Genomic DNA, 25639 nt, shown 5'->3' with positions numbered 1-25639 from the left:
TCGTACCGCGGTCGGACGACGGGGTCAGGTGGCCTCGTCGTCGAACGGGGCGGGCCCCGTCGGCGCGACGGGTGCGGACGGGCGGGGCGGGGAGACGCGCTCGGGCAGGGGGTCGTCGTCCAGGAGGGCCTCGCGGACGATCCGGCGCGGGTCGTACTGGCGCGGGTCGAGCTTGGCCCAGTCGACGTCCGACAGCTCCTCGCCGAGCTCCGCGTCCACGCGCGACTTCGCGTCACGCAGGTAGCCCCGCGCGGACCGTACGAACGCCCCGAGCTGCTCGGCGTAGCGCGGCAGGCGCTCGGGACCGATGACGACGACCGCCACGATGAGGAGCACGACGAACTCGGCTCCGTTGATCCCGAACACGCCGACAGACTACTCGCTCGTGGCCTCGTCGAGGACGACGCGCACGTCGCGCTCCTGGTCGCCGGTCCGCACACGCAGGGTCACCGCGTCCCCCGGCGCCTTCGCCCGGATCGCGACGATGAGCTCGTCCGACTCGGTGACGGGCCGGCCGTCGATGGACAGGATCACGTCTCCCGGCCGGATCCCGGCGGCGCCCGCCGGGCCGTCGGGCGTCACCGCGGGCGTCCCGGACTGCGCGTCGGTCGAGACCTGCACGCCCTCGCCCTGGTAGCGCTGGTCGAGGAGCACGCCGATCACCGGGTACGTCGCGACGCCGTCGGCGATGAGCTGCTCGGCGGTCCGGCGGGCCTGGTTCGACGGGATGGCGAACCCGAGCCCGATGCTCCCGGTGGCCTCGCCGCTCCCCGGCGGCTGCGCGATGGCCGAGTTGATGCCGACCACCTGGCCCCGGCCGTCGACGAGCGGGCCGCCGGAGTTGCCGGGGTTGATCGCGGCGTCCGTCTGGATCGCGTTGATGAACGCCGTCTCCGCCGCGGCACCCGCCTGGACCGGGCGGTTGAGCGCGCTGATGATCCCCGTGGTCACGGTCCCGTTGAGCCCGAGCGGCGCGCCGATGGCCACCACCGGGTCCCCGACGACCACCTCGTCGGAGTCGCCGAGCGCGAGCGGCGTGAGGCCCGAGTCCTCGACCTTGACGACCGCGAGGTCGTAGTCGACCGTCCGCCCGACGAGCTCGGCCGGGCTCTCGTGCCCGTCGGAGAAGAGCACGACTATGTCGCCGCCGTCGGCGGCCGACGCGACGACGTGGTTGTTCGTGAGGATGAAGCCGTCCTCCCGCAGCACGAAGCCCGATCCGGTCGCGACGCCGTCGGCCCCGCGGACCTGGAGCGAGACGACGCTGGGCAGCACGGTCGCCGCGATGTCCGCCACCGAGCCGTCGGGGCGGTCCGCGCCGGGCTCGACGCTCGCGGGCGGCAGCGCCGAGACGGACGAGCCGGAGGGCTGCGGGTCGGCGAGGCGGTCGGCCGCGACGCCGCCGACGGCGCCCGCGACGAGCGCGAGCACCGCGACGCCCGCGACGGCGGCCGGGCGCAGGCCGCGTCGCGGGGCGGTGCCGGCGGGTCCGCGGGGCACGCCCACGAGGGTCGGGTCGACGGACCCGCCCGGGCGCGTCGGCGCCTCGGGCTGGCCGAACGCGCTCAGCCGCTCCCAGGGGTCCGTGGGCGCCGCGGTCGAGGGTTCCGCAGGCGCGGGCACCGCAGGCGGCGGCGGGACCGGTCCCGGACCGTACGCGGGCGCGGCGTGGCCCGACGCAGCGCCCTCGGTGAGCCGTGGCGCCTCGGCGGACGGCGGGACGGGCACGCTGCGGTAGGCCGACGGCGGCGCGAACGGGTTCGGCGCGGCGTCGCGCGGACCGGGCTGCTCCGGTCCGGTCTGGGGGTCGGTCATGAGGTGCCGAGCGCTCCTGTCATGGTCGTCCAGCCCCGGGAGATGCGCGCCGGGACCCCGGCATCGTAGTCACGGGCCGGGAACGCCGCCACGAGGGCGGCGACCGTCTCCTGCTCGGTGTCGGCGACGACGTCGATCACCGTGTCACCCGACTGCCACACGACGTGCCACGGGGCCTCGGACAGCACGTGCACGCGGCGCCCGTCGACGTCCCACGTCTCGCCGCCCGCGAGCGCCGACGTGTCCAGCAGGCCGGTCTGCTCGCGCACGACCGCCTCCCCGCCCGGCGCCTCGAGGTCGATCTCCAGCACGCCGCGCCGCGCGTCGTCCCGCACGTCGGCCACGCGGAATCCCTCGGGGAGCGGCGTCGGGCAGGTCCAGCCCTGCGCGGCGAGCGCCGCGAGGGCGGACGCGCCGCCGTCGGCGACCGTCCCCCCGCCCGACCCGCCGTCCAGGCCGTCGGTCCGCGCGCCGCCGACGACGAGCGCGCCCGTGGCCCGGGGCGCGGCCTGCGCGAGCACGGTGAGCGGGTCGCTGCGGTGCAGGTCCGGCGTGACGAGCGGGCTCTCCCCGAGCGCGAAGAGGCCGACCGCCGCGACGCCGACGCCGCCGACGACGAGACCGACGACCCGCCGCCGGAGCGAGCCGCGGCGCACCTCGCCGCTCCACGCGCCGCGCGGGAGCGTCGCGGGCGTGGCCCAGGGGTCGCTCGGCGCGGGCGCCGCGCGCAGCGGGTCGCCGTCCGTCGGCGGGATCTGGGCGGACAGCGCGAGCAGGCGCGCGGCGAGGTCCGGCGCCGGCTCCACCGGCCCGGCCGCGCTCAGCGCGCGCCGGGCCGCCCGGGCCGCGGAGAGCTCCGCCGCGCACCGCGGGCAGCACGCCACGTGCTCCAGGGCGCGCTCCGCCTCGGCGGGCGACAGCTGCCCGTCGACGAGCGCGGAGAGCCGCGAGCCGAGATGGGTCACGCCGCCCCCCGCGCGCCCACGGCGGTCGGTGCGTCGTCCGACGCCGGACGCTCGGCGGGGTCGCGGTGCGGCAGGGCGGCGCGGAGCTGGGAGCGCGCGCGGTGGATCCGCGAGCGGACCGTGCCGAGCTTGATGCCGAGCGTGACGGCGATCTCCTCGTAGGAGAGGCCCTCGATGTCGCACAGCACGACGGCGGCCCGGTACTCGGGCGAGAGCGCGTCGAGCGCGCGCTGCACGTCGTGGTCGAGGTTCGCGTGCTCGAACCCGCGCTCCGGCTGGGCCTCGGCGCGCGCCGGGTAGTGCCCGTCGTCGTCGCCCATGGCCTCCATCCGGATGCGCTGCTTGCGCCGGACCTGGTCGAGGAACAGGTTCGTCGTGATCCGGTGGAGCCAGCCCTCGAACGTGCCCGGGGTGTAGCTCGACAGCGAGCGGAACACCCGGACGAACGTCTCCTGCGTGAGGTCCTCCGCGTCCTGACGGTTGCCGGTGAGGCGGTAGGCGAGCCGGTAGACCCGCGCCGAGTGCTCGCGCACGATCGAGTCCCACGACGGCGGCACCCACGTGCCCGCGTCCTGCTGGCCGTGCGTGCTGGTCCTCGGTCGTGCGTCGTCCACGTGGTCCATCGTCCCAGAAGAACGTCCCGCCCTCGGCGCGTGTTCCCCGGCTCGCGCGGGACGTGCGCGCGACGTCCACGGCCCGTGCACACGCACGCGGCGCGGGAACGGGCCGGCGTGGGAGGGGGCGGGTACGATCCGAGACAGTGCCGGCCCGGCCCCCGGGGCCGGACGACGGACCACCAGGAGGACCTGATCACCAGCGACGTCGGCACCCACCGCAGCGCCAAGGCGGCGAGCTGGGTGTACAGCGAGGAGTTCGTCCCCGAGGACGAGGTCCTCCTGCGGGCGCGCGACCGCGCGGCCGAGCTCGGCTGCCCCGCGGTCCTCCCGGGCGTCGGGGCCGTGCTCCAGGTCCTGGCCGCGTCCCTCGCGGCCCGCGCGGTCGTCGAGATCGGCACGGGCACGGGCGTCGCCTCGATCTGGCTCCTGCGCGGCATGCCCGCCGACGGCGTGCTGACGACGATCGACGTCGAGGTCGAGCACCAGCGCGCGGCGAAGGCGGCGTTCGCGGAGGAGGGCGTGCCCGCGTCCCGCACGCGCACGATCCCGGGCCGCGCGAGCGACGTGCTCCCCCGCCTCACCGACGGCGCGTACGACCTCGTCCTCGTCGGGGCCGACAAGCACAGCTACCCCGAGTACGTGGAGCAGGGGCTGCGCCTCCTGCGGCCCGGCGGCGTGCTGGCGGTCGACGGCGCGCTCTCGCACGACCGCGTCGCCGACCCCGCACGGCGCGACGAGGTCACGACGATCGTGCGCGAGGTCGGCCGGTCGCTCCGGTCCGACGAGCGCGTGCTGCCGGCGCTGCTGCCCAGCGGCGACGGCCTCCTGCTCGCCGTCCGCCGCTGACCCGCCGCGTCAGAGCCGGCCGAGGTCAGAGCCGGCCGAGATCAGAGCCGGTCGAGCGCCTCGAGCAGCAGCCGGGCACCGAAGCCCGTCGCCCCGGCCACGACCTCGTGCCGGTCGGCTGTAGCGCGCGCCGGTCCCGCGACGTCGAGGTGGGCCCAGGGCACGTCGCCCACGAACTCCCGCAGGAACAGCGCGGCCGTGATGGCCCCACCGCCGGGGCTCTCGACAGGGACGTGCCGCAGGTCGGCGACGTCGGAGCGCAGCGCACCCGCGTAGTCCTCGACGAGCGGCATGCGCCACACCTGCTCGCCCGTCGTGCGGGCGGCGTCCTGGAGCACGTCGGCGACCCCGTCGTCGGTGGCGAACAGGGCTCCGTGGCCACGACCCAGGCCCACGCTCGCCGCGCCGGTGAGCGTCGCGACGTCGACGAGCACGTCGGGAGCGAGCTCCTGCACGGCGTACCCGACGGCGTCGGCGAGGACGAGCCGGCCCTCGGCGTCCGTGTTCGCGACCTCGACCGTGCGCCCCGACCACGTGCGCAGCACGTCACCGGGACGGTACGACGCCGCGCCGACGTGGTTCTCCGCGAGCGGCAGCACGGCGGTGACGCGCCGGTCCGAGCGGGCCCGGGCGGCCCCGAGCACGACGGCGAGCGCGACGGCGGCGCCCGCCATGTCGGTCTTCATGGGCACCATCGCCTCGCGCGGCTTGATGGACAGGCCCCCCGTGTCGTAGGTGATGCCCTTGCCGACGACGACCACGTGCCGCGGCGCGGAGCGGTCCGTCGCCGGGGTCACGCCGTGGTCCGCGGGGTCGTACGTGACGGTGACGAGCCGGGGCCCGCGCGCCGAGCCGGCGCCCACGGCGAGGAGCGCGCCGAAGCCGTCGGCGGCGAGCTCGGCGGGGCCGCGGACGGTGGTGTCGAGGCCGAGCGCGTCGGCCAGCCCGAGGGCGCGGTCGGCGAACCAGGCCGGGTCCTTGACGTCGGACGGCGTGTTCGCGAGGTCGCGCACGAGCCACGTCGCGGCGGCCGCGCGGGTCGCCGCCTCGATCGGTGCCGCCACGTCGGGACGGTCGGGCGGCGTGAGCAGCACGAGCTGCGCGGCGGCGTCCTGCGCGCCGGCGGGCGCGTCGCCGCGACGCGGCTGGGCGTACGCGGCGAGCAGGTAGCCCTCGACGTAGGCGCGGACCTCGGCCGCCCCGGCGTCCGCGGTCACGGCGCTCACGACCCGATCGAGGCCGCGGGACGCACGGGCCAGCGCGGCACCGGCGCGGCGCAGGTCCGTCGCGGTGCCGGCGCCCACGCCGAGCAGCAGGAGGCGGGGCGGCAGGCCCGCCCACGGCAGCCGGGTCGTGGACCCGACGTGCGCGCGCGGCAGGTCCACGCGCACGACCTCGCCGGCCGCGCCGCGGAAGCCCGGGCCGCCCGCACGCTCGGCCAGCTCGGCGAGGTCGACGCCGTACCGCAGGGTCGCGTCGACCGTGCCGGCGCGCGGCTGCAGCCCGTCCTCCGCCTCGCGCGGCGGCGCGACGGCGACCACGACCGCGTCGGCCTGTGCCTCGTCGACGAGCGGGGCGTCGCTCAGCGCGCCCCGTGCACCGACCACCTCCGGCAGCGCGCGCGGGATCTCCGAGGTTCCGGAGACCCGGCGCTCACGTGCGGGCAATCAGCCCACCACGGCCTGGAGCGCCTCACCCAGCTCGCTGGCCTCGGTCGCGTTGAGCTCGACCACCAGACGCCCGCCACCCTCGAGCGGGACCCGCATGACGATGCCTCGCCCTTCCTTGGTGACCTCCAGCGGTCCGTCACCCGTCCGCGGCTTCATCGCAGCCATCGATGGCACTCCATTTCCGTTTGTCCCGAGTCCACCCCGCACGCGCGAGGAGGGGCGTCCGACCTCGGACGACGCCCGGGGGACAGTCTAGTTCACGCGTGCCGACATCCCGGGCGTCCCGGTCACGGCGGCCAGCCCGACGGCGGGACCAGCCGCCACAGCGACCAGACCCACCACACCTGGCCCGCGACGCACGCGACGGTCACCGCCGCGAGCCACGCGCGCGACCGCGTCCACCCGGCCGTCACCGCGCCGAGCGGGAACGCGAGCAGGAGGAAGCGCACGAGCGACGTACCCGGCTGGACGGTCGCCACGAGGTACGCCAGGTACGCCCCGGACCACGCGTGCATCTCCGGGCCGAGACGCGCCGCCACCGGGTTGAGCACGAGCGCGGCGGCCACCACGAGCACGAGCGCGAGGAGCCACGGGCCGGCGTCGCCCGCGAGCCACCGCGAGACGTCCACCCACGGCACGAACGGCACGACCTCCGCGCCGCCGCGCCAGGCCTCCTGGGTGCGGAAGTACGCCTGGTGCACGCCCGTGACCGCGCCGCACAGCCAGGGCCACACGAGCCCGCTCGCGAGGGCGACGACGAGCAGCCCGCCCAGCCGGGCGGCGTCGGGCCCGCGCAGGTCACCGCGGCGCCACCGCACGAAGCCGTGCCACAGCACGACCGCCGCCATCGGCAGCGCGACCGCGCGGCAGAAACCGAGGAGCACGACGAGGAGCGCCGCCCCCGCGTAGCGGCGCCGCGCGAGCAGGAGCAGCGCACCGGCCACGAGGAGCAGGGCGAGCGACTCGGTGTACGCGACCTGGAGGACCGGGCTGGAGGGGAAGACGCTGACGAGCAGCACCGTCGCGAGCGGCAGGCCCGGGCGCCGCTCGACGGCGGCCGCCCCGGCCGTCGCGACGAGCCGATGGACGACGAGCACCGCGCCCGCCCCGCACGCGAGCGCGAGCGTCGGTGCGAGCACCTCCCAGCCGAGCCCCGTGACGGCGTCGAGCGCGCGGACGAGCGCGGGGAAGAGCGGGAAGAAGGCCCACACGTTCTGCTGCACGGCGCCGTCGGGGCCCACGGGGAGCGTGTCCGGGTAGCCGGAGGAGTAGATCTGCTCGTACCAGCTCGCGTCCCACATCCGACCGACGTAGGCGAGGTACGAGGGCGCGGCGTCGGTCCACAGGTTCTGCTCCTGGGACCGCGCGGCGACGAGCAGCACGACGGCGCTCACCGCCCGAGCCAGGGCGTAGACCACGAGCACCTGCACCCACCACCGCCAGGTGGCGGGCCGCAGCAGCCGCGCCCGCGCCGCGGGAAGGGCGGCCGTGCGCGGCGTCGTCACGCCAGGCCCCGCAGGGCCGCTGCCGGGGCCGTCTCGTCGCGGACGGCGGAGACCAGGTCGAGGACGCGGCGCGTCGCCGCCACGTCGTGCGCGCGGAAGACGCGCGCGCCGAGCCACGCGGCGACCGCCGTCGCCGCGAGCGTGCCCTCGAGTCGCTCGTCGGCCGGGAGGTCGAGCGTCTCCCCCACGAAGTCCTTGCGCGACAGGGCCATGAGGAGCGGGAAGCCGAGCCCCGCGAGCACCTCGGTGCGGCGGAGCAGGTGCAGCGAGTGCCACGTGTTCTTGCCGAAGTCGTGGGTCGGGTCGACGAGCACCGACGCGCGCGGGACGCCGCACGACACCGCCCGCTCGGCCGCGGCCCGCAGCGTCGTCACGACGTCCTGCACGACGCCGTCGCGCGGGTCGGCCGCTCCGGGGCGGGCAGGGTAGGCGACGCGGACGGGGTCCGTGCGCGGCCGCGCTCCCCCGGTGTGGGAGCACACCACCCCGATCCCGTGCTGCCCGGCCACCTCGACGAGCCGCGGGTCGTGCCCGGCCCACGTGTCGTTGACGAGGTCCGCGCCCGCGAGCGCCGCCTCGTGCGCGACGTCCGCCCGCCACGTGTCCACGCTGACGAGGAGGTCCGGGAACTCCGACCGCACGCGGGCGACGAACGGGACGACGCGGCGGATCTCCTCCGCCGGGGTGACCTCCGGGCCGACCCCGGCGCGCACGCCGCCCACGTCGAGGATCTCGGCGCCCTCGCGGACCGCGCGCTCGACGGCGGCGAGCGCCTGGCGGTCGTCGAGCTGGCGCGCCCCGGCGTAGAAGGAGTCGTCGGTGCGGTTGACGATGGCCATCACGGCGGGCCGGTCGAGCTCGCGCCCGCGCAGCACGAGCGAGGTGCCGCGCGGCGGCACCCCGAGGGGCGGCAGCGAGACGGGCGGGTGCGACCCCGGTTCGCCCGCGCCGGAGCCGGGCGCGCCGGGACCTGCGGTCATCGCGCCGCGCCCGTCAGCTCGCGTCGCCGGCCTGCGCCCGGACGAGCTCCTCCGTCGCCTCGCGCTCCTCCGCGCGCAGCTCGGCGCCGCGGTCGCACACGTACTCGACGGCCTCGGCCGGGTCGTCGCACAGGTGGACCAGGTCGAGGTCGTGCTCGCTGATCATCCCGCGCCCCACGACGGCGGTCCGCGCCCAGTCGAGCAGGCCGGTCCAGTAGTCCGTCCCGACGAGCGCGACGGGGAACTCGGTGATCTTGTGAGTCTGGACGAGCGTGAGCGCCTCGAACAGCTCGTCGAACGTGCCGAACCCGCCCGGCAGCACCACGAAGCCCTGCGCGTACTTGACGAACATCGTCTTGCGGGCGAAGAAGTAGCGGAAGTTCACGCCGAGGTTGACGTAGCGGTTCATGCCCTGCTCGAACGGCAGCTCGATCCCGAGCCCGATCGACAGGCCGCCCGCCTCCGACGCCCCCTTGTTGGCCGCCTCCATGATGCCGGGGCCGCCGCCCGTGATGACCGCGAAGCCCTCGTCGACCAGGAGGCGACCGACGTCCTCGGCGAGCGCGTAGTCGGCGTGGTCCGGCTTGGTCCGCGCCGAGCCGAACACGGAGACGGCCGGGCCGACCTCCGCGAGCGCGCCGAAACCCTCGACGAACTCGCTCTGGATGCGCATCACGCGCCACGGGTCGGAGTGCACCCAGTCCGCGTTGCCGCGCGAGTCGAGGAGGCGCTGGTCCGTCGTCTGGCCGGGGATCTGGTCGCCGCGGAGCAGCACCGGCCCCTTGCGGTACCCGGTGCCCGTCTGGGGCACGCCGTCGTCGGAACCCTGCTGGTCACGCACCGTGTCGCTCATGGTCACGAGCCTATGCCGCAGGGGTGGCCGTCAGCCACGCACGGAGCGCGTCGCGGCACAGCGCGAGCTGCCCGACGGGGCACCGCTCGTCGTCCTTGTGCGCGAGCAGCGGGTCCCCGGGGCCGAAGTTCACCGCCGGGACGCCGAGCTCGGCGAAGCGCGCGACGTCGGTCCAGCCGTACTTCGGGGCCGGTGCCCCGCCGGTCACGCCGAGGACGGCCGCCGCGAAGTCCGCCGCGAGCGGGTCGTCGAGACCGGGCCGCGCACCGGGCGCGGCGTCGGTGAGGGTGACCGCGAACCCGGTGAAGAGGTCGCGGACGTGCTGCTCGGCCTCGGCCACGCTGCGGGAGGGGGCGAACCGGAAGTTCACCGTGACGACGCACTCGTCGGGCACGACGTTGCCCGCGATGCCCCCCGTGATGCCGACGGCGTTCATCCCCTCCCGGTACACGAGGCCGTCGACCTCGATCTCCTGGGGGACGTACGCGGCCAGGCGGTCCAGCACCTCGTGCGCGGCGTGGATCGCGTTGGTCCCCGTCCAGGAGCGCGCGGAGTGGGCCGCGACGCCCGGCACGCGCACCTCGGCGCGCAGCGTCCCGTTGCACCCGCCCTCGAGGCCGGCGGACGTGGGCTCCCCGAGCACCGCGAAGTCCGCCTCCAGCAGGTCCGGGCGGTTGCGCGCGAGGCGCCCGAGCCCGTTGAGGTCCGCGGCGACCTCCTCGTTGTCGTAGAAGACCCACGTGACGTCCTGCGCCGGGGCGTCGAGCTCCGCCGCGAGCGCGAGCGCGACGGCGACGCCGCCCTTCATGTCGACCGTGCCGCGGCCCCAGACCTCGGCGTGCGCGCCCTCGCCGACGACGCGCGTCGGCAGGTTCGGCGGGACCGTGAGCGGCACCGTGTCGAGGTGGCCCGCGACGACGACGCGCCGCTCCCGGCCGAGCGCCGTGCGCGCGACGACCGTGTCGCCGTCGCGGACGACCTCCAGGTGCGCGACCGTGCGCAGCGCGGCCTCGACCGCGTCCGCGAGCGCGCGCTCGTCCCCGCTCACGGACGGCACGTCGCACACCGCGCGGAACAGGGCGACGAGGTCGCCGTGGAGGTCGAGCACAGGTCCGGTGCCAGGGGTGGGAGAGGTCACGCCAGCACCCTACCGGCGCCGGATAGGGTGGGGCGCATGACTTCTGCGACCCCCGCGCCCGCCCCCTCGGCGGGCGCGTCCGAGCCGCGTACGGCGTGGGGCTTCGGCCTGGCGACCGTCACCGACGACGGCACGACCCTCGACGTCTGGTACCCCGCGCCGGCGCTCGGCGCCGCCCCGGCGGACGCCGCCGTCCCCGCGTCCCTCGATGCGCTCGCGGAGCGCGACGAGCTGCGCGGCGTGGACGTCGTCGTGGTGCGGACCGAGGTCGACCTCGACGCCGCCCCCGCCGACACCGCCGACGCCTACCTGCGCCTGCACCTGCTCTCCCACCGCCTCGTCGTGCCGCACGGCCTGAACCTCGACGGCCTCTTCGGCGTGCTGACGAACGTCGTGTGGACGAACCACGGCCCGTGCGCCGTCGAGGGCTTCGAGGAGACGCGCCTGCGCCTGCGCGCGACCGGCCAGCCCGTGACCGTGCTCGGCGTCGACAAGTTCCCGCGCATGGTGGACTACGTCGTGCCGTCGGGCGTCCGGATCGCCGACGCGGACCGCGTGCGCCTCGGGGCGCACCTCGCGGCCGGCACGACCGTGATGCACGAGGGCTTCGTGAACTTCAACGCGGGCACGCTCGGCACGTCGATGGTCGAGGGTCGCATCTCGGCGGGCGTCGTCGTGGGCGACGGCTCCGACGTGGGCGGCGGCGCGTCGATCATGGGCACCCTCTCCGGTGGCGGCCGCGAGGTCATCTCGGTCGGGCAGCGCTCGCTGCTCGGCGCCAACGCGGGCCTCGGCATCCCGCTCGGCGACGACTGCGTCGTGGAGTCCGGCCTGTACGTCACCGCCGGGACCAAGGTGACGGTCGTCGGGCAGCAGGACGCCGCGGGCGAGCCGCTCGTCGTCAAGGCGCGCGACCTCGCCGGCCGGTCCGGCATCCTCTTCCGGCGCAACTCGCTGACCGGTGGGGTCGAGGCGGTCTCGCGGACCGGCGCGGGCGTCGAGCTCAACGCCGCGCTGCACGCGAACTGACCGGCCCCTCCCGAGCACGCCCCGCCTCGACGATGACGACGACGCAGCCCCCGCGCTCCCCGAACGCCCCGGCGCCGGGGCGCGTCCGGTCGCGCCGACGCCCCCTGCGCACCGCGGTCACCCTCGTCACGGTGGCCGCGGTGGGGGTCGGCGCGGTCGTGGTCGCGCTCAACCGGCTCGACGACGCGACGCCCGTCGCGGAGCGCTGCGCCGCGACCGCCGACGGCCGCACGTGGTACCTCTCCGTGACGCAGGCGGACAACGCGGCTCTCATCAGCGGGGCTGCCGTGCGGCGCGGGCTGCCCGCCCGCGCCGCGACCATCGGGCTCGCGACCGCGCTGCAGGAGTCGCGGCTCGTCAACATCGACTACGGCGACCGCGACTCCGTCGGTCTGTTCCAGCAGCGCCCCTCGCAGGGGTGGGGAACCGTCGCGGAGATCATGGACCCCGTCTACTCGACCAACACGTTCTACGACGTGCTCGAGACGGTCGAGGGCTACGAGGGCATGGAGGTCACCGTCGCCGCGCAGACCGTCCAGCGGTCCGCGTTCCCCGACGCGTACGCGCAGCACGAGCCCCGCTCGCGCGCGTGGGCGTCCGCGCTGACCGGCTGGTCGCCCGCGTCGCTCACGTGCGACCTCGCGGCGGTCCCGGCGGAGGAGGTCCCGGCCGACGGCGACCCCGCCGAGCCGTTCCGGGAGCGCGCCGCGCGCGACCTCGGCGACGCCGTCCGCGTCGCGCCGTCGGACGGCGGGGACGGGGGCTTGGTCGTGGTCGACGCGTCCGCGCTCCCCGGCGCCGCGGAGGACGGCGGCGTCGAGCGGTCGGCGTGGGCCGTCGCCCAGTGGGCCGTCGCGACGGCGGACGCCACGAACGTCGTCGCCGTCGAGGTCGGCGACCGCCGCTGGTCGCGCGACGGCTCGACGTGGACGACCCCCGACCCGGCCGACCTCGCCCCGCTCGACCCGGGCACCCTGCGCGTCCACGTCGCCGTCCCCGACGCGTCCTGACCGACCGTCGTCGGTCTCGACGCCGGGTCGCCGACGGGGCGGACGACGAACGCCGCGCCGCTCACCGGGAGGTGAGGGGCGCGGCGTCCGGAGGAGGGCTCGTCAGCGGTCGGAGACGGCGACGTAGTCGCGCTCGGTCTCGCCGACGTAGACCTGGCGCGGGCGGCCGATCTTGGTCTGCGGGTCCTTCATCATCTCGCGCCACTGCGCGATCCAGCCGGGCATGCGGCCCAGCGCGAAGAGCGGCGTGAACATGGCGGGCGAGAAGCCCATGGCCTTGTAGATGAGGCCCGTGTAGAAGTCCACGTTCGGGTAGAGCTTGCGCTCGATGAAGTAGTCGTCGTTGAGCGCGATCTCCTCGAGGCCCATGGCGATGTCGAGGAGCTGGTCCTTCTTGCCGAGGGTGGAGAGCACGGCGTCGGCCGACTTCTTGACGATCGCCGCGCGCGGGTCGTAGTTCTTGTAGACCCGGTGGCCGAAGCCCATGAGGCGGACGCCGTCCTCCTTGTTCTTCACCTTCTTCATGAAGGTGTCGACGTCGTACTCCGCGCCAGCGATCTTGTCGAGCATGGTGAGCACCGACTCGTTCGCGCCGCCGTGCAGCGGACCCGAGAGCGCGTTGACCCCGGCCGCGACGGACGCGTAGAGGTTCGCGTGCGAGGACCCGACGACGCGCACCGTCGACGTCGAGCAGTTCTGCTCGTGGTCGGCGTGCAGGATGAGCAGCTTGTCGAGCGCGTCGACGACGACCGGGTCGGCCTCGTACTGCTGGTACGGCGTCGCGAACGTCATGCGCAGGAAGTCGTCGACGTAACCGCGCGAGTAGTCCGGGTAGAGCAGCGGCTCGCCGACGCGGCGGCGGTGCAGGTACGACGTGATGGTGCGCGACTTCGCGAGGAGCAGGACCGTCGCGAGCTCGACCGTCTCGTCGTCGAACGGGTCGAGGGACTCGGGGTAGAACGTGGACAGCGCGTTGATCGCGGACGACAGCACCGCCATGGGGTGCGCGTTGCGCGGGAACGTGCCCATGAACGTGCGGAAGTCCTCGTGCACGAGCGTGTGCCGGTTGACGCGCTCGACGAAGGCGTCGAGCGTCGCGGCGTCGGGGAGCTCGCCGTGGATGAGGAGGTACGCCACCTCGAGGAAGCTCGACCGCTCGGCGAGCTGCTCGATCGGGTAGCCGCGGTACCGGAGGATGCCGGCCTCGCCGTCGATGTACGTGATGCTCGACTCGCACGACGCGGTGTTCATGAAGCCGGGGTCGACGGTCACGAGGCCGGTCGACTTGAGCAAGGAGGACACGACGATGCCGTCGTTGCCCTCGGTCGCCGCGACCACGGGCAGGTCCTGCGCCTGGTCGTCGACGAGGAGGCGGACCTTCGCCTGCTGAGTGGTGGTCATGGTTCCCTTCCTGCTGCTGCTCGCGCCGTTGCCGCGCGGTCGACCGTACCCCGCCTCACCCGCACGTGACCAATCAGGAACCGTCACGAGAACACCACACTCGCTGTGATCCAGGTCACGCCAGCGGGAGGCCTCCGGAGAGTCGAGCCGCGGCCTCGTGGACCCGCTCGTCGGTCGCGGTGAGGGCGACGCGCACGTGCCCCGCGCCCTCCGTCCCGTAGAACGCCCCGGGCCCGACGAGGATGCCCCGGTCCGCGAGCGCGGAGACCGTCAGCCAGCAGTCGCCGGCCGCCTCGTCGGCGGGCCGCGTCCACAGGTAGAGGCCCGCCTCGGAGTGGTCGATCACGAGGCCCGCGCCGGTGAGGGCGTCGACGAGCACCTCACGGCGGCGTGCGTAGACGTCCCGCTGCGCGGCGACGTGCGCGTCGTCGGACAGGGCCGCGACCATCGCTGCCTGGACCGGCGCGGGGACGATCATGCCGAGGTGCTTGCGCGTCGCGAGCAGGTCCGCGACGAGCGCCGCGTCCCCGGCGACGAACGCCGCGCGGTAGCCCGCCATGCTCGACTGCTTGGAGAGCGAGTAGGTGACGAGCAGGCCGTCGTGCGACCCGCCGCACACCGCCGGGTCGAGCAGGCTCGGGACACCGGTCGTCGTGAAGGGCTCGGTCCACGCGAGCTCCGCGTAGCACTCGTCGCTCGCGACGACCGCGCCGGCCTCGCGGGCCGCGGCGACGACGCGCGCGAGGTGCGCGGCATCGAGCACCCGGCCCGTCGGGTTGCTCGGCGAGTTGACCCAGACCAGGCGCACGTCGTCGCGCCCGGCCCACGTGTCCACGTCGTCCGTGGCGAGGGGCGTCGCGCCCGCCAGGCGCGCGCCGACGTCGTAGGTGGGGTACGCCGTCCGCGGGTGCACGACGACGTCGCCCGGCCCGAGCCGCAGGAGCGAGGGCAGCAGCCCCACGAGCTCCTTGCTCCCGACGGTGGGGAGCACGGCGTCGGGGTCGAGCCCGGGGACGCCGCGACGGCGGGCGAACCACGCGGAGACCGCCTCGCGCAGGGCGGGCGTCCCGTGCGTCGTCGGGTAGCCGTGCGCGTCGGACGCGGCGGCGAGCGCGTCGCGCACCACGGCGGGGGTCGTGTCCACCGGCGTGCCGATGGAGAGGTCGACCACGCCGCGGGGGTGCGCTCGCGCGCGCTCCGCGTACGGGGTCAGCGTGTCCCAGGGATAGGCGAGACCGGAGAGGTCGGCGAGTCCCACGAGCGCCGGCGCCGGAGGCTCAGGCCTGCGGCGGCAGGGCGGCGATCATCGGGTCGTCCTTCTCGATGAGACCCATCTTCGCGGCACCGCCGGGCGAGCCGAGGTCGTCGAAGAACTCGACGTTGGCGCGGTAGTAGTCGCTCCACTCCGTCGGCACGTCGTCCTCGTAGTAGATCGCCTCGACGGGGCAGACCGGCTCGCACGCGCCGCAGTCGACGCACTCGTCCGGGTGGATGTAGAGCGACCGCTTGCCCTCGTAGATGCAGTCGACAGGACATTCCTCGATGCACGCCTTGTCCTTGACGTCCACGCACGGCTGGGCGATCACGTAAGTCACGACCGAGTACCTTTCTGGGTTCGTCCGGACCCGGCCCGGCGAGGGGCGAGGTCATGACAGGGGCATGCACGACTAGTATCGCTCAGGTCGGGCGGTGCCCGACCCTCTCTGACCAGCCCGTGGACGAACGTCACACGACCCGAGGAGCCGCCCCGTGCCCGACTCGCCCTGGACGACGTGGGCGCCGGGGACGCGGGTCGTCGTCCGCCGCAGGCTCTCGCCCGACGACGCCGCCGCTGCGGGCAAGCCCCTCACCGACGTGATCGGGGTGGTCGTGGAGACCACCGCGACCACGCTCGTGCTGCGCGAGGACGCGGGCGGCAGCGCCCCGCCGCACCGCGGCCACGGCCCGCGCGACGACGCCCCTCCCCTGGTCTCCGTGCCGCTCGACGCGATCGTGGCCGGCAAGCCCGTCCCGCCGCGGCCCCCGCGACGGCCCGCGTCGAGCCCGGACTGACGACCGGGGCCGACGGACGACCGGTCGACGGGGCCCGGGGACGGCGCCTGGCGACGACGTGACCCGCGGGCGACGCCCAGACCCGGCGGGCGGCCGCTCAGGCGACGACGACCGCCCGGTCCTCGACGTCCACGACGACGGCGCCGCGCGCCCCCGCCGCGGTGAGCGTCTCGCGCCAGGTGCCCGCGTCGTCGAGGTCCACGCGCTCGGGCTCGCCGGTGCCGCCCGTCGCGGCGCGCACCGGGTCGGGCCGGTCGAAGAACTCCCCCACGGGCGCGTTGGTCTCCAGCGCGCGCACGAGCTGCTCGAGGTCGCGCACGACGACGCGCAGCGCGGACGCGACCCACGCGGCGTTGTCCGTGACCATGGCCTCGGTCCGGCGCGGGTCGGTACGCCCCACGCGCGTCGCGTCGCGGAAGCTGCCCGCGGCGAGGCCCAGCGCGACGTCGCGCACGGGCGCGTCGGCGACGACGCCCAGGAGCTCGGTGGCCAGGACGTGCGGGACGTGGCTGACCAGCGCGGTGGACTCGTCGTGGACGTCGTCGGTGAGCACGTGCACCGTGCCGCCGAGCGGGCCCGTGACGAGCCGCAGCACGCTCGTGAACGCGTCCGGTCGCGTGATCGCGTCCACCGTCACGGCCCAGCGCGCGCCCGCGAGCATCGCAGGGTCCGACGCCTCGAAGCCCGAGTGCTCCGTCCCGGCCATGGGGTGCGCCCCGACGTACCGGGCGTCGAGCCCGGCGGACCGGACGGCGTCGCGCACCGCGCCCTTGACGCTCCCGACGTCCGTCACGACCGTCGCGCCCCGCACGTGCCGGGCGACGTCGGCCGCGACCGCCCGCATGGCGCGCAGCGGCACGGCGAGCACGAGGACGTCCGGCTCGTCGGCGCAGACCTCCGCGACGTCGCCGACCACGCGCAGACCGGCAGCCCGCGCCGCCGCGCGCGTGGTCGCCGTGGCGTCGTAGCCGGTCACCTCGACCCCGCGGTCGTGCAGGAGCCGGGCGACCGAGCCGCCGACGAGACCGAGGCCGACGACGCCGACCCGGACCGCCGAGCGGGACGTTCCAGGCTCCGGCGGGGCACCCGCGGCGCTCACCACAGGAGCCCCGTCGCGAGGCCCGCCGCGCCGGTCGACGCGTCGACGCTCCCGACCGGGACGTGGGCGGCGTCGACGTCGGCGCGCACCGACCCGTCGAGCTCGCCGCGCGCCGGGACGACCCCGAGCGTCTTGAGCGCGTCCCCGGCCCCGACGAGGTCTTCCAGGACCGCGCGCACCGGCGCGTCCCAGGGCGCGCCGTCGACCACGAGGACGAACGCGTAGGTGCCCGCGACCGCCTTGAGCGGGCGGGTGATGAGGCTCGAGAGGTTGACGCGCCGCGCGCCGAAGGACTGGGTGATGCGCGCGAGCACCCCCGGTCCCGTGACGACGGGCGTCACCGCGAGCATCGTGCGCCACGCCGTCTCGCCGCCGCTGCGCGCCCGGCCGAGCGCCGCGGCGGCCTCCGCGCGCGGCGCCAGCACGAGGAACCGGGTGCGCGCGCCCGCGAAGTCCTCGACCGCGCGCTCGACCGTCTCCAGGCCGTAGAGCTCACCGCAGATCGTCGGGCCGAGGGCGACCTGGTGCGGGCCGGCGTCGCGGCACGCCGCGGCGTTCGACGACGCCGCGACCGGGGCGAGGCCCGTCCGGCGCACGAAGCCCTGGCACTGCGCGAGCCCGTGCGGGTGCGCCGTCACCTCGGTGAGGTCGCCGTGGCCCGGTCGCGCGAACGCGTCGAACGAGATGTCGAGCACGACCTCGTCGACCGCGACGACGCTCGCGCTCCCGACGATCGCGTCGAGCGAAGGCACGACGTACCCCTCGACCGTGTTCTCGATCGCGACGACGCCCCGCTCGTGCACGCCCGCGGCCACGCCCGCGAACACGTCTGCGACGGTCTCGCGGGCCGCGAGCCCGGCATCCACCGGGCCGTGCTCGGCCGACCACGCGGCCGCCGCCTGGTGGGTGAACGACCCCTCGGGGCCGAGGTACCCGACGCTCACGCGTGGACGGGGTCGGGGGCGGTCGCCCAGCGCGGCTCGAGCGCGTCCGGGCCGGGCACGAACTCCTGCCCGGGCAGGACCGCGAGCACCCGGTGCGCGACGCCCCGCTCCCCGAACCCCGCGACGAGCGCGTCGAGCGTCGTCGCGTCAGGGCACGAGAACGCGCAGAAGAAGATGTGCGGCCCCGCCTGCGAGCGGTGGCTGCGCAGGTGCTGGAGGTCGATCCCGGCGGCTGCGACGAGCGCGAGCGTCTCCTGGAGCGAGCCGCGGTGGTCGTCCCGGGGCCCGAACGCGAGCCACACCTGGGCGACGCCCTCCGCCCGAGGCGCCGCGTCGCGGCTCTCCAGCAGCCCGTACCAGACGGGCGCGCCCTCGCCGAGGAGCTCGCTCCCCGGAAGCTCGGCGTAGCCGAGCGCGGCGAGCGGCCCGCGGGCCACCGAGCGCTCCACGACGAGGCTGCCGTCGGCGCCGGCGAGCGCGACCCGCTCCTCCAGCGTGGTGCGGGTCGGGACGAGCGACGGGCTGACGCCCATCGTGCGCAGCACGTGGCGCCGGTCGCGCATGCCCGCCTCGTCGACCACCACGTGCCCTGTCAGGTCGCGGGCCGCCGTCGACCGGCCGACCCAGACCCACTGCGACGGCACCGCCGACGCGCCGGTCAGCACGAGCGACGGCGGCGCCGCGAGCAGCGCGCGCTCGAGCTCGTGCGACGGCTGCGCCGGGTGGCCCAGGTGCACGACGGCGGCCAGCGCGTCGATGCTCGCGACGGTCGACAGCGTCGCCGTCGTCGACCCGAGGTCGAGCAGCGCCTCCGTCGGGTCGCCGTCGACCCATCCCGCCGCCGTGGCCGCGAGCAGCGCCTGCGCTCCCGACTCCCGTTCGCTGCGTCCGAGCATGAGACCTCCGTGGTTCGTGGGTGGACCGGGTCTACTCGCAGACGACCGCGTTGTCCGGCTTGTAGGTCCACCGGTAGGACTCGTCCTTGACGAGCTCGCCCTCGCGGTAGACCTTGCGGTAGTTCGTGATGGAGAAGCCCGGGCTGCCCGCGGGCGTCGGGGCGCAGTCGGCGCCCGAGTGCGTGACCGTCGTCGGCTGGACCACGTTCGACTTGCCGCTCGACGACGTCTCGACGTCGTAGTACTTGGTGCTCCAGACCGCGACGTGCAGCTGGCCGCCGCCGACCCAGGACTGCATGAGGACGCCGTACGGGGTGTCGTTCTTGAACTTCATGTCGATCGAGCCCACGAAGATCGTCGCCTCGCGGCCCGCGGGGTAGCGCTCGAACCAGTAGCTGTGCGGGCGGTGCTCGACGTCCTCGAGCCCCGCGAAGAAGCCCGCGTTGTACGTGGTCGTGGCCATCTGCGACAGGCCGCCGCCGACGCCCTCGGTGTGGCGCCCGCTCTCGACGATGCCGGCCGCGTAGTAGCCGCCCTCGAGCGTGATGGGCGAGAGCGTGTCGACGAGCGAGAAGGTCTCCCCCGGCTTGACGAGCGTCCCGTTCACCTTCTCCGCCCCGCGCTGCAGGTTCGCGGTGCGGACGGGGACGTTGGGGACGGGCGTCGAGAACTCCGACACCTTCTCCTTGATCCCCAGCGCCTCGAGCGCCGCGACCGACTGCTCCGGGTCCGACTCGACGAGCTCGACCGTCGCCGTGCGCTCGTCGCCCGAGGCGGCCGTCGTGACGGCCGTCGCGATGGCCGCCGGGTCGATCGTCGTGCCGGGCTGGCCGCCCTCGATCACCGGCACGCCGTCCCGGAAGACGAAGTGCGCGTCGTCGGCCGCGGTGAGCAGGTCGTTCGTCCGGTCGACCACGGACTGCACGAGCGCCGGGCCGTCGAAGGTCAGGGTGAGGACGCCGTCCGTCGCCGCGAAGGAGGCGGCCGCGGCGAGCGCCTCGGGGGGCAGCTCCGGCGACTGGCCGCCGACGGAGACGACGACGGGCGCGGACACGACCTTCTCCGCCAGGGCGAGCGCGGCGTCCGTCTCGTCCTGCGTGATCGTGGGCTCGACGGGCTCGGTGGGCAGCTCGACCGGCCCGTCGGTGACGAGCCAGCTCTCCGTGATGGTCGCGGGCACCTCGTCCGTGACGAGCGCCGAGCCGTCCGCGGCAGGCGTGCTCGTGGGCGCGCCGTCGACGAACTGCACGGCCCCGTCCACGGGCTCGATCTCCAGGCTGCCGCGCAGCGCCTCGACCTGGGCGTCGAGGGCCGCGTCGTCGACCGTGACCAGCGGCTCCGCGTCCTTGCCGCCGAACAGGTGCTGCCACAGGCGCGCCGGGTTCATCGAGAACGACGTGAGCTCCTCGGCCGTGCCCGCGGCGTCGAAGGTCAGGCCCGCCGTCGCCGGGTCGAGCGTCGTGCTCGCCTCGCCCGCGGCGAGCGTGATCGGCTCGGCCGCGCGCGGCCCGAGCTCCGACTCGAGCCGGTCCTCGGCCGCCGTCCGGGACAGGCCACCGACGTCGACGCCGGCGACGCTCGTCCCGCTCGGGACCTTGTCGGAGTAGAACCACTGGGCGCCGGTGTACAGGCCGCCCAGGACCAGGACGGCGATCCCCGTCCACAGCAGCCCGCGGGCCCAGCCGCGCCGCGGCCCGTCCTCGTCGAAGCCCTCGAAGGGCGAGGCCTCGCGCGAGTCGTCGGGCGGGACCGGCGTGAACGCGCTCGGTGCGGCGGTCCCCGCGGCGACCGCCTGCGCCGTCGCGCCGAAGCCCTCGGCCGGGGCCTCCGCCGGAGCGGTCGCGCCGGCGGCGACCGGCGCCGGGCTCGCCGGCTCGTCGGGGGACGCGGGAGACAGGATCGACGTGCGCACGACGGGCGCGGGCCGCGACCACGGGTCGACGGGCGGGATCACCCGCGTCGCGTCGGGCGCGGCGTCGCTCCCCTCGTCCGCGGGTCGGCCCTGGTCGCCCGCCGGCGCGGAGCTCACGGGCACGACGGCGGTCCGCTCGGCCGTGCTCTCGTCGGCCGGGCCTCCCCCGGTCGCGTCGGCCGACCGGTCGGCCGACGTCGGGTCGTCAGGTGTCGCGCTGCTCGCGGCCGTCGCGTCCGCGGCCGTGTCGTCCGGGGTCGTGTCGGCCGAGGTCGTGTCGTCCGAGGTCGTGGAGTCCGGGGGGACCGAGGTGTGGGCGACGGGCGCCGGGGCCTCCCGGTCGGCGGTGCCCGTGGCCTGGGCGGCCGGGGCGTCGGCCTGGGCACCCGGTGCGGGGACGAGCACCGCCGGGACGTCCGGGTCGAACGCGAACACGCGCGGGACGTACGGCTCCTCGTCGGCCTCGTCCGCGTCGCTGCCGCCGGGAGCGCCGACCGTCCGCGGGCTGCTCTCGGCCGTGGGGCCGCCGTCCGGGGTGCCGACGAGGGCCGGGCTCTCGGCAGCGCCGGCGACCGGCGCGTCGGGGGTGGTCGACGTCGGCGCGCCGCTCGCCTCGGTCGGGTCGGCCGTCGACCCGCCCGGCGCGGACGCACCCGCGACGGGCGACTCCGCGACGGACGCGTCCGGACCGCTCTCGACCGGGGTGTCCTGGGCGTCGGGCTCGAGGGCGGCGCTCGCCGAAGCACCGGCGTCCGCGTCCGTCACGGTCGTCGCGCGGGTCTCGGCGGGTGCCTCGTCCGCCGGAGCTGCGGGCGTGGTGTGGGTGGCCGGGCTCGCGTCCACGGCGTCCGACGACGAGGCGGGTGCCGGGCTCGCGGCGTCCGGCACCGCGGAGCCCTGCTCCGAGGCGGCGGTGGGCTGCGCGGCCGTCCGCTCGGGGGTCGCGGCCGTCTGCTCGGGGAGCGCGGCCGTCCGCTCGGGGGTCACGGCCGTCTGCTCGGGGACCGCGACAGACTCCGAGGTGACGAGCGGCTCCGAGGAGGCGACCTCCGGGCGGCTCCCCGCCGCGGGAGAGCCGGCCTCGGACACGTCGGCGGTGGCTGCACCGGGGGCCGGCGCGTCGCCCGCCGGGGTCGCGCCGGGTACGGGGCCGGGCTCGGCCGCGCCGGCACCCTCAGGACCGTGGTCCGCAGGCGCGGGGCCGTCCGGGGCGGTGTCCGTCGGCGCGCCCGTCGGTTCGTCCGTCGACGCGCTCGTGGACTCGTCCGTCGGCGTGGGAGCGACCGGGGCGACGTCGCCGGACGCGTCGGCACGCTGCGCGTCGGGGCCGGACGCCGTCTCGGGAGCCGCGGGCTCGACCGTCTCGGCGGGCTCCGGCACGGCGTCCTGAGGGGAGTCGAGATCGGCGTCTCGGTCGGTCGGCTGACCCATCCACTGTCTCCGTGACGAAAGGCGCGCGGCGGTCCGCGCGACGACGAGGGGTGTGCGGGGATCCGCACGGCGAATACTAGCGGGACGCGAGGGGGTTCTCGGGTCCGTCGTGCCTGGTGGGACGCCCGTGCTGGGCCGTGCGGACCGGGCGGTCGCTGAACCACGACCGGGGCAGGAAGGCCGCCGCGGCGACCACGAGCATGCCCCCGTAGATCCAGACGTACCCCACGGGCTCGGCCGGCACGAGCACGTCGCCACCCGGACCCTGCAGCGAGAGGAGCTGCACGGCGACGACCCACCCGATGCCGAAGCCCAGGAGACCCGCCATCCCGCCCCAGGCGCGGGCCAGGGTGGCCGCCGCGAGGACGGTGAGCAGGGCGAGCACGATGCCGAGCCCGGCCCCGCCCGGGAGGTCGACGCCCAGGAGGTGCGCCCGGTGCGCGACCGTGCCGACGAGCCCGACGAGCGCGCCCACGAGCGCGCACGCCACCCCGCGGCCCACGAGCCGCCCCATACCGGTCTCCACGGGCCCCAGGCTAACGCGTGGGTCCGGGCGGGACCTGGTCGCTCGGGAGAGCAGGGCCGGAGGGAGCGTAGAACTCGTGTGAAGGGACGGGCGCCAGCACGTCGTTGCTCAGGGCGTACCACCCGAGCAGCACCGGCTCGCCCCCCGCGGCGGCCGTCACGTGCTGGACCTGCGTCGCGTGCGCGCGCATCGCGCCGAGCACGTCGTCGAGCACGGGACCCACCGGCACGCTGACGAGCGCGGGCAGCGACGCGTCGGGACGCGCGAGCGGGGGCAGCGCCTCGTCCGGGTCCGGGAGCGTGAGCCGCGCGTCGGCCGCGAGCAGCTCGCGCGCGCCGGGGTGCTCGGCGAGCGCGCGGCGCGCCGCGCGCACCGTGGTCTCGGGGGCGACGACCTGCCACAGCGCGGGCAGCGGCTCGCCGTCCGCGGCGAGGAGCTCGAGCGCGCGGACCGTGACGTCGTGCGCCCGGACGTGGTCGGGGTGGCCGTAGCCGCCGCCCGCCTCGTACGTCGCCACGACGGCGGGACGGCGCTCCCGGACCACCGCCGCCAGGTGGGCGGCGGCCACGTCGAGCGGGACGCCGACGAACGCGCGCGGCGGGAGCTGCTCGGTCGCGACCCCGCCGGCCACGCCCGGCGCGACCCAGGCCATGCCCGAGTCCTCGAACCGCACGGTCGCGCCGCCGTCGGACGGCTCGACCGGGCTCGTGACGGTGTCGAGGAAGACGTGGTCCCGCACGCCCAGCGCGGCGAGCGCGCGGGCGAGCTCGGTCTCGCGGAACGCCGCGAGCGCGGGCCCGTCGCCCTCGAGGTGCCCGACGCCCGTCGGGTGCGCGGGGGTGTCGATCACCTCGCCCCGCTCGCCCCGCGTGCAGGTCACGACGGTGACCGGCTCCCCCGCGCGGGCCCAGGTCGCGAGCAGCGCGCCCGTCGCCAGGGTCTCGTCGTCGGGGTGGGCGTGGACGGCCAGCAGGCCGCCGTCGGGCACGACGGCGGCCTGCTGGCTCTGCGGGACGGTCACCCCGTGGGTGGCGTCAGGCGCGCTTCGCGCGCGAGACCGCGCGGGCGCGCTCGGTCTGGTCGAGGACGACCTTGCGGATGCGGACGACCTCGGGGGTGACCTCGACGCACTCGTCCTCGCGCGCGAACTCCAGCGACTCCTCGAGCGTGAGGTGGCGCGGCGGGACGAGGTTCTCGAAGTTGTCGGCCGTCGAGGACCGCATGTTCGTGAGCTTCTTCTCCTTGGTGATGTTCACGTCCATGTCCTCGTTGCGCGAGTTCTCGCCGACGATCATGCCCTCGTAGACCTCCTGCGTGGGGTCGACGAAGAACGAGCCGCGCTCCTGGAGGTTGATCATCGCGAACGGCGTCACCTTGCCCGCGCGGTCGGCGACGAGCGAGCCCGTCGTGCGGGTCTCGATCGCGCCGGCCCACGGCTCGTAGCCCTCGGAGATGGACGACGCGATGCCGGTGCCGCGCGTCTCGGTGAGGAACCGCGTGCGGAACCCGATGAGGCCGCGCGCCGGGACCATGAACTCCATGCGGATCCAGCCCGTGCCGTGGTTCGACATGGTCTCCATGCGGCCCTTGCGCTGGGCGAGGAGCTGGGTGACCGCGCCGAGGTACTCCTCGGGGACGTCGATCGTCATGCGCTCCATCGGCTCGTGCGTCTTGCCGTCGATCGTGCGCGTGACTACCTGCGGCTTGCCGACCGTGAGCTCGAAGCCCTCGCGGCGCATCTGCTCGACGAGGATCGCCAGCGCGAGCTCGCCGCGGCCCTGGACCTCCCACGCGTCGGGGCGGTCGGTCGGGAGCACGCGCAGCGACACGTTGCCGACGAGCTCGGCGTCGAGGCGGTCCTTGACCTGGCGGGCCGTGACCTTGTGGCCCTTGCCGCCCTTGCCCGCGAGCGGCGAGGTGTTGATGCCGATGGTCATCGAGATGGCCGGGTCGTCGACCGTGATGAGCGGCAGCGGGCGCGGGTCGTCGGGGTCGGTGAGCGTCTCGCCGATCGTGATGTCCGCGATACCCGCGACGGCGACGATGTCGCCGGGCCGGGCCTTGTCCGTGGGGACGCGGTCGAGCGCCTTCGTCTCCAGCAGCTCGGTGATCTTCACGCTCTGGAGCGTGCCGTCGTGGCGCGCCCACGCGACGACCTGGCCCTTGCGGAGCTCGCCGTTGAAGATGCGCAGCAGCGCGAGGCGGCCGAGGAACGGCGACGCGTCGAGGTTCGTCACGTGCGCCTGGAGCGGCGCGCCCTCGTCGTACGTCGGCGCGGGGATCTTCTCGAGGATCGTCGTGAACAGCGGCTCGAGGTCCTCGTTCGAGGGGAGCTGGCCGTCCAGCGGCTGGTCGAGCGACGCGCGGCCGGCCTTCGCGGACGCGTAGACGACCGGGACGTCGAGGATCGCGTCGAGGTCGAGGTCCGGCACGTCGTCCGCGAGGTCGGACGCGAGGCCCAGCAGCAGGTCCGTTGCCTCGGCGACGACCTCGGTGATGCGCGAGTCGGGCCGGTCGACCTTGTTGACGACGATGATCACCGGGAGCTTCGCGGCGAGCGCCTTGCGGAGCACGAACCGGGTCTGCGGGAGCGGGCCCTCGCTCGCGTCCACGAGCAGCACCACGCCGTCGACCATGGACAGACCGCGCTCGACCTCGCCGCCGAAGTCGGCGTGGCCCGGGGTGTCGATGACGTTGATCGTGATGCCGTCGGGCTCGCCCACCGCGGCGGCCGCCGGGCCGGCGTACCGCACCGCGGTGTTCTTCGCGAGGATGGTGATGCCCTTCTCGCGCTCGAGGTCACCGGAGTCCATGACGCGCTCGTCCACGTGCTGGTGCGCGGAGAAGGCGCCGGACTGGCGCAGCATCGCGTCGACGAGCGTGGTCTTGCCGTGGTCGACGTGGGCGACGATCGCCACGTTGCGCAGGTCGGAGCGCACAGACATCTACG

24 protein-coding genes are annotated in these 25639 nt (G+C 75.7%); 4 read left to right on the top strand and 20 right to left on the bottom strand.

Features of this window, described 5'->3' with window-relative positions; all coding sequences use genetic code 11:
- Positions 1-24: 24 nt before the first annotated feature.
- From GWJ10_RS01785 to sigE, 4 genes are read right to left on the bottom strand one after another with little or no spacing between them, the layout of a single operon-like run.
- A complete protein-coding gene (locus tag GWJ10_RS01785; protein ID WP_163184652.1) occupies positions 25-366 on the bottom strand; it encodes a twin-arginine translocase TatA/TatE family subunit in 342 nt (113 codons plus the stop codon).
- A gap of 9 nt (positions 367-375) precedes the next feature.
- Positions 376-1815: a trypsin-like peptidase domain-containing protein gene (locus GWJ10_RS01780; protein WP_163184650.1), complete on the bottom strand. Its 1440-nt coding sequence runs from the start codon at positions 1813-1815 to the stop codon at positions 376-378.
- On the bottom strand, positions 1812-2780 hold the full coding sequence (locus GWJ10_RS01775) for a zf-HC2 domain-containing protein (protein ID WP_061267641.1): 969 nt from the start codon (positions 2778-2780) through the stop codon (positions 1812-1814). Before GWJ10_RS01775 ends, GWJ10_RS01780 begins: the two co-directional genes overlap by 4 nt.
- Positions 2777-3394, bottom strand: a complete 618-nt coding sequence (gene sigE, locus GWJ10_RS01770; protein ID WP_241005622.1) for an RNA polymerase sigma factor SigE — start codon at positions 3392-3394, stop codon at positions 2777-2779. Before sigE ends, GWJ10_RS01775 begins: the two co-directional genes overlap by 4 nt.
- 195 nt (positions 3395-3589) lie before the next feature.
- Here sigE and GWJ10_RS01765 point away from each other — a divergent pair, with 195 nt between their 5' ends.
- A complete protein-coding gene (locus GWJ10_RS01765; protein ID WP_061267694.1) occupies positions 3590-4243 on the top strand; it encodes an O-methyltransferase in 654 nt (217 codons plus the stop codon).
- A 41-nt stretch (positions 4244-4284) separates the two neighbouring features.
- Here the strand turns inward: GWJ10_RS01765 and GWJ10_RS01760 are convergent, their stop codons facing one another.
- The 6 genes from GWJ10_RS01760 to dapE form a co-directional block, all read right to left on the bottom strand.
- Entirely contained in the window at positions 4285-5850 is a 1566-nt protein-coding gene (locus GWJ10_RS01760; RefSeq protein WP_241005621.1) for a M17 family metallopeptidase, read from the bottom strand.
- Positions 5851-5910: 60 nt separating this feature from the next.
- Positions 5911-6078: a DUF3117 domain-containing protein gene (locus tag GWJ10_RS01755; RefSeq protein ID WP_064506638.1), complete on the bottom strand. Its 168-nt coding sequence runs from the start codon at positions 6076-6078 to the stop codon at positions 5911-5913.
- 122 nt (positions 6079-6200) lie between these two features.
- Positions 6201-7418 carry a hypothetical protein gene (locus GWJ10_RS01750; RefSeq protein ID WP_163184648.1) on the bottom strand — a complete coding sequence of 406 codons (1218 nt, stop codon included), beginning with the start codon at positions 7416-7418 and terminating at the stop codon, positions 6201-6203.
- Positions 7415-8398 (bottom strand): dihydropteroate synthase, encoded by a 984-nt coding sequence (gene folP / locus GWJ10_RS01745; protein WP_163184646.1) that lies wholly within the window; start codon positions 8396-8398, stop codon positions 7415-7417. Before folP ends, GWJ10_RS01750 begins: the two co-directional genes overlap by 4 nt.
- 13 nt (positions 8399-8411) lie before the next feature.
- A complete protein-coding gene (locus GWJ10_RS01740; RefSeq protein WP_061267638.1) occupies positions 8412-9251 on the bottom strand; it encodes a TIGR00730 family Rossman fold protein in 840 nt (279 codons plus the stop codon).
- Between the two features lie 10 nt (positions 9252-9261).
- Positions 9262-10389, bottom strand: a complete 1128-nt coding sequence (gene dapE / locus GWJ10_RS01735; RefSeq protein WP_061267637.1) for a succinyl-diaminopimelate desuccinylase — start codon at positions 10387-10389, stop codon at positions 9262-9264.
- Between the two features lie 36 nt (positions 10390-10425).
- On the opposite strand from dapE, the gene dapD reads away from it, so the two are divergent.
- The gene (dapD, locus tag GWJ10_RS01730; protein WP_163184644.1) at positions 10426-11418 is read left to right on the top strand and encodes a 2,3,4,5-tetrahydropyridine-2,6-dicarboxylate N-succinyltransferase; all 993 of its coding nucleotides are present in this window, start codon (positions 10426-10428) and stop codon (positions 11416-11418) included.
- Positions 11419-11450: 32 nt separating this feature from the next.
- Positions 11451-12428, top strand: coding sequence for a hypothetical protein (locus GWJ10_RS01725; protein WP_206158305.1), 978 nt, complete (start codon positions 11451-11453; stop codon positions 12426-12428).
- Between the two features lie 102 nt (positions 12429-12530).
- On the opposite strand, the gene GWJ10_RS01720 is transcribed toward GWJ10_RS01725, so the two are convergent.
- From GWJ10_RS01720 to fdxA, 3 genes are all read right to left on the bottom strand, one after another.
- Positions 12531-13829, bottom strand: coding sequence for a citrate synthase (locus tag GWJ10_RS01720; RefSeq protein WP_021482791.1), 1299 nt, complete (start codon positions 13827-13829; stop codon positions 12531-12533).
- 115 nt (positions 13830-13944) lie between these two features.
- Complete coding sequence (gene dapC, locus GWJ10_RS01715) at positions 13945-15087, bottom strand: succinyldiaminopimelate transaminase (RefSeq protein ID WP_163184642.1); 1143 nt, start codon at positions 15085-15087, stop codon at positions 13945-13947.
- A gap of 19 nt (positions 15088-15106) precedes the next feature.
- Complete coding sequence (gene fdxA, locus GWJ10_RS01710) at positions 15107-15424, bottom strand: ferredoxin (protein ID WP_024841122.1); 318 nt, start codon at positions 15422-15424, stop codon at positions 15107-15109.
- Between the two features lie 154 nt (positions 15425-15578).
- Between fdxA and GWJ10_RS01705 the strand changes: the two genes are divergently transcribed.
- Positions 15579-15881 carry a hypothetical protein gene (locus tag GWJ10_RS01705; RefSeq protein WP_163184641.1) on the top strand — a complete coding sequence of 101 codons (303 nt, stop codon included), beginning with the start codon at positions 15579-15581 and terminating at the stop codon, positions 15879-15881.
- A gap of 97 nt (positions 15882-15978) precedes the next feature.
- On the opposite strand, the gene GWJ10_RS01700 is transcribed toward GWJ10_RS01705, so the two are convergent.
- From GWJ10_RS01700 to typA, 7 genes are all read right to left on the bottom strand, one after another.
- Positions 15979-16980, bottom strand: a complete 1002-nt coding sequence (locus GWJ10_RS01700) for a prephenate dehydrogenase/arogenate dehydrogenase family protein (protein WP_163184639.1) — start codon at positions 16978-16980, stop codon at positions 15979-15981.
- Positions 16977-17924, bottom strand: a complete 948-nt coding sequence (locus GWJ10_RS01695; protein WP_240696653.1) for a prephenate dehydratase domain-containing protein — start codon at positions 17922-17924, stop codon at positions 16977-16979. The genes GWJ10_RS01700 and GWJ10_RS01695 overlap by 4 nt, the downstream gene beginning before the upstream one ends.
- Entirely contained in the window at positions 17921-18820 is a 900-nt protein-coding gene (locus GWJ10_RS01690; RefSeq protein WP_061267634.1) for a hypothetical protein, read from the bottom strand. The genes GWJ10_RS01695 and GWJ10_RS01690 overlap by 4 nt, the downstream gene beginning before the upstream one ends.
- A gap of 31 nt (positions 18821-18851) precedes the next feature.
- Positions 18852-22163 (bottom strand): VanW family protein, encoded by a 3312-nt coding sequence (locus tag GWJ10_RS19550; RefSeq protein ID WP_206158304.1) that lies wholly within the window; start codon positions 22161-22163, stop codon positions 18852-18854.
- Positions 22164-22239: 76 nt separating this feature from the next.
- Positions 22240-22689, bottom strand: coding sequence for a DUF6113 family protein (locus GWJ10_RS01680; protein ID WP_206158303.1), 450 nt, complete (start codon positions 22687-22689; stop codon positions 22240-22242).
- A gap of 10 nt (positions 22690-22699) precedes the next feature.
- Positions 22700-23710: a PIG-L family deacetylase gene (locus GWJ10_RS01675; protein ID WP_241005620.1), complete on the bottom strand. Its 1011-nt coding sequence runs from the start codon at positions 23708-23710 to the stop codon at positions 22700-22702.
- Positions 23711-23723: 13 nt separating this feature from the next.
- Positions 23724-25634: a translational GTPase TypA gene (gene typA, locus GWJ10_RS01670; RefSeq protein ID WP_021479795.1), complete on the bottom strand. Its 1911-nt coding sequence runs from the start codon at positions 25632-25634 to the stop codon at positions 23724-23726.
- Between the last annotated feature and the right edge of the window lie 5 nt (positions 25635-25639).

It is taken from the genome of Cellulosimicrobium sp. SL-1 (assembly GCF_011033075.1).
Classification (GTDB): Bacteria; Actinomycetota; Actinomycetes; order Actinomycetales; family Cellulomonadaceae; genus Cellulosimicrobium; species Cellulosimicrobium funkei.
This window is presented reverse-complemented; position numbering and strand designations above follow the sequence as displayed.

What these genes read in the sequence shown, in the direction of transcription:
- GWJ10_RS01780 (WP_163184650.1), bottom strand. Translation starts at nt 1,815, where the DNA reads ATGACCGACCCCCAGACCGGACCGGAGCAGCCCGGTCCGCGCGACGCC.
- GWJ10_RS01755 (WP_064506638.1), bottom strand. Translation starts at nt 6,078, where the DNA reads ATGGCTGCGATGAAGCCGCGGACGGGTGACGGACCGCTGGAGGTCACC.
- folP (WP_163184646.1), bottom strand. Translation starts at nt 8,398, where the DNA reads ATGACCGCAGGTCCCGGCGCGCCCGGCTCCGGCGCGGGCGAACCGGGG.
- GWJ10_RS01740 (WP_061267638.1), bottom strand. Translation starts at nt 9,251, where the DNA reads ATGAGCGACACGGTGCGTGACCAGCAGGGTTCCGACGACGGCGTGCCC.
- dapD (WP_163184644.1), top strand. Translation starts at nt 10,426, where the DNA reads ATGACTTCTGCGACCCCCGCGCCCGCCCCCTCGGCGGGCGCGTCCGAG.
- GWJ10_RS01725 (WP_206158305.1), top strand. Translation starts at nt 11,451, where the DNA reads ATGACGACGACGCAGCCCCCGCGCTCCCCGAACGCCCCGGCGCCGGGG.
- GWJ10_RS01720 (WP_021482791.1), bottom strand. Translation starts at nt 13,829, where the DNA reads ATGACCACCACTCAGCAGGCGAAGGTCCGCCTCCTCGTCGACGACCAG.
- GWJ10_RS01690 (WP_061267634.1), bottom strand. Translation starts at nt 18,820, where the DNA reads ATGCTCGGACGCAGCGAACGGGAGTCGGGAGCGCAGGCGCTGCTCGCG.
- GWJ10_RS19550 (WP_206158304.1), bottom strand. Translation starts at nt 22,163, where the DNA reads ATGGGTCAGCCGACCGACCGAGACGCCGATCTCGACTCCCCTCAGGAC.
- typA (WP_021479795.1), bottom strand. Translation starts at nt 25,634, where the DNA reads ATGTCTGTGCGCTCCGACCTGCGCAACGTGGCGATCGTCGCCCACGTC.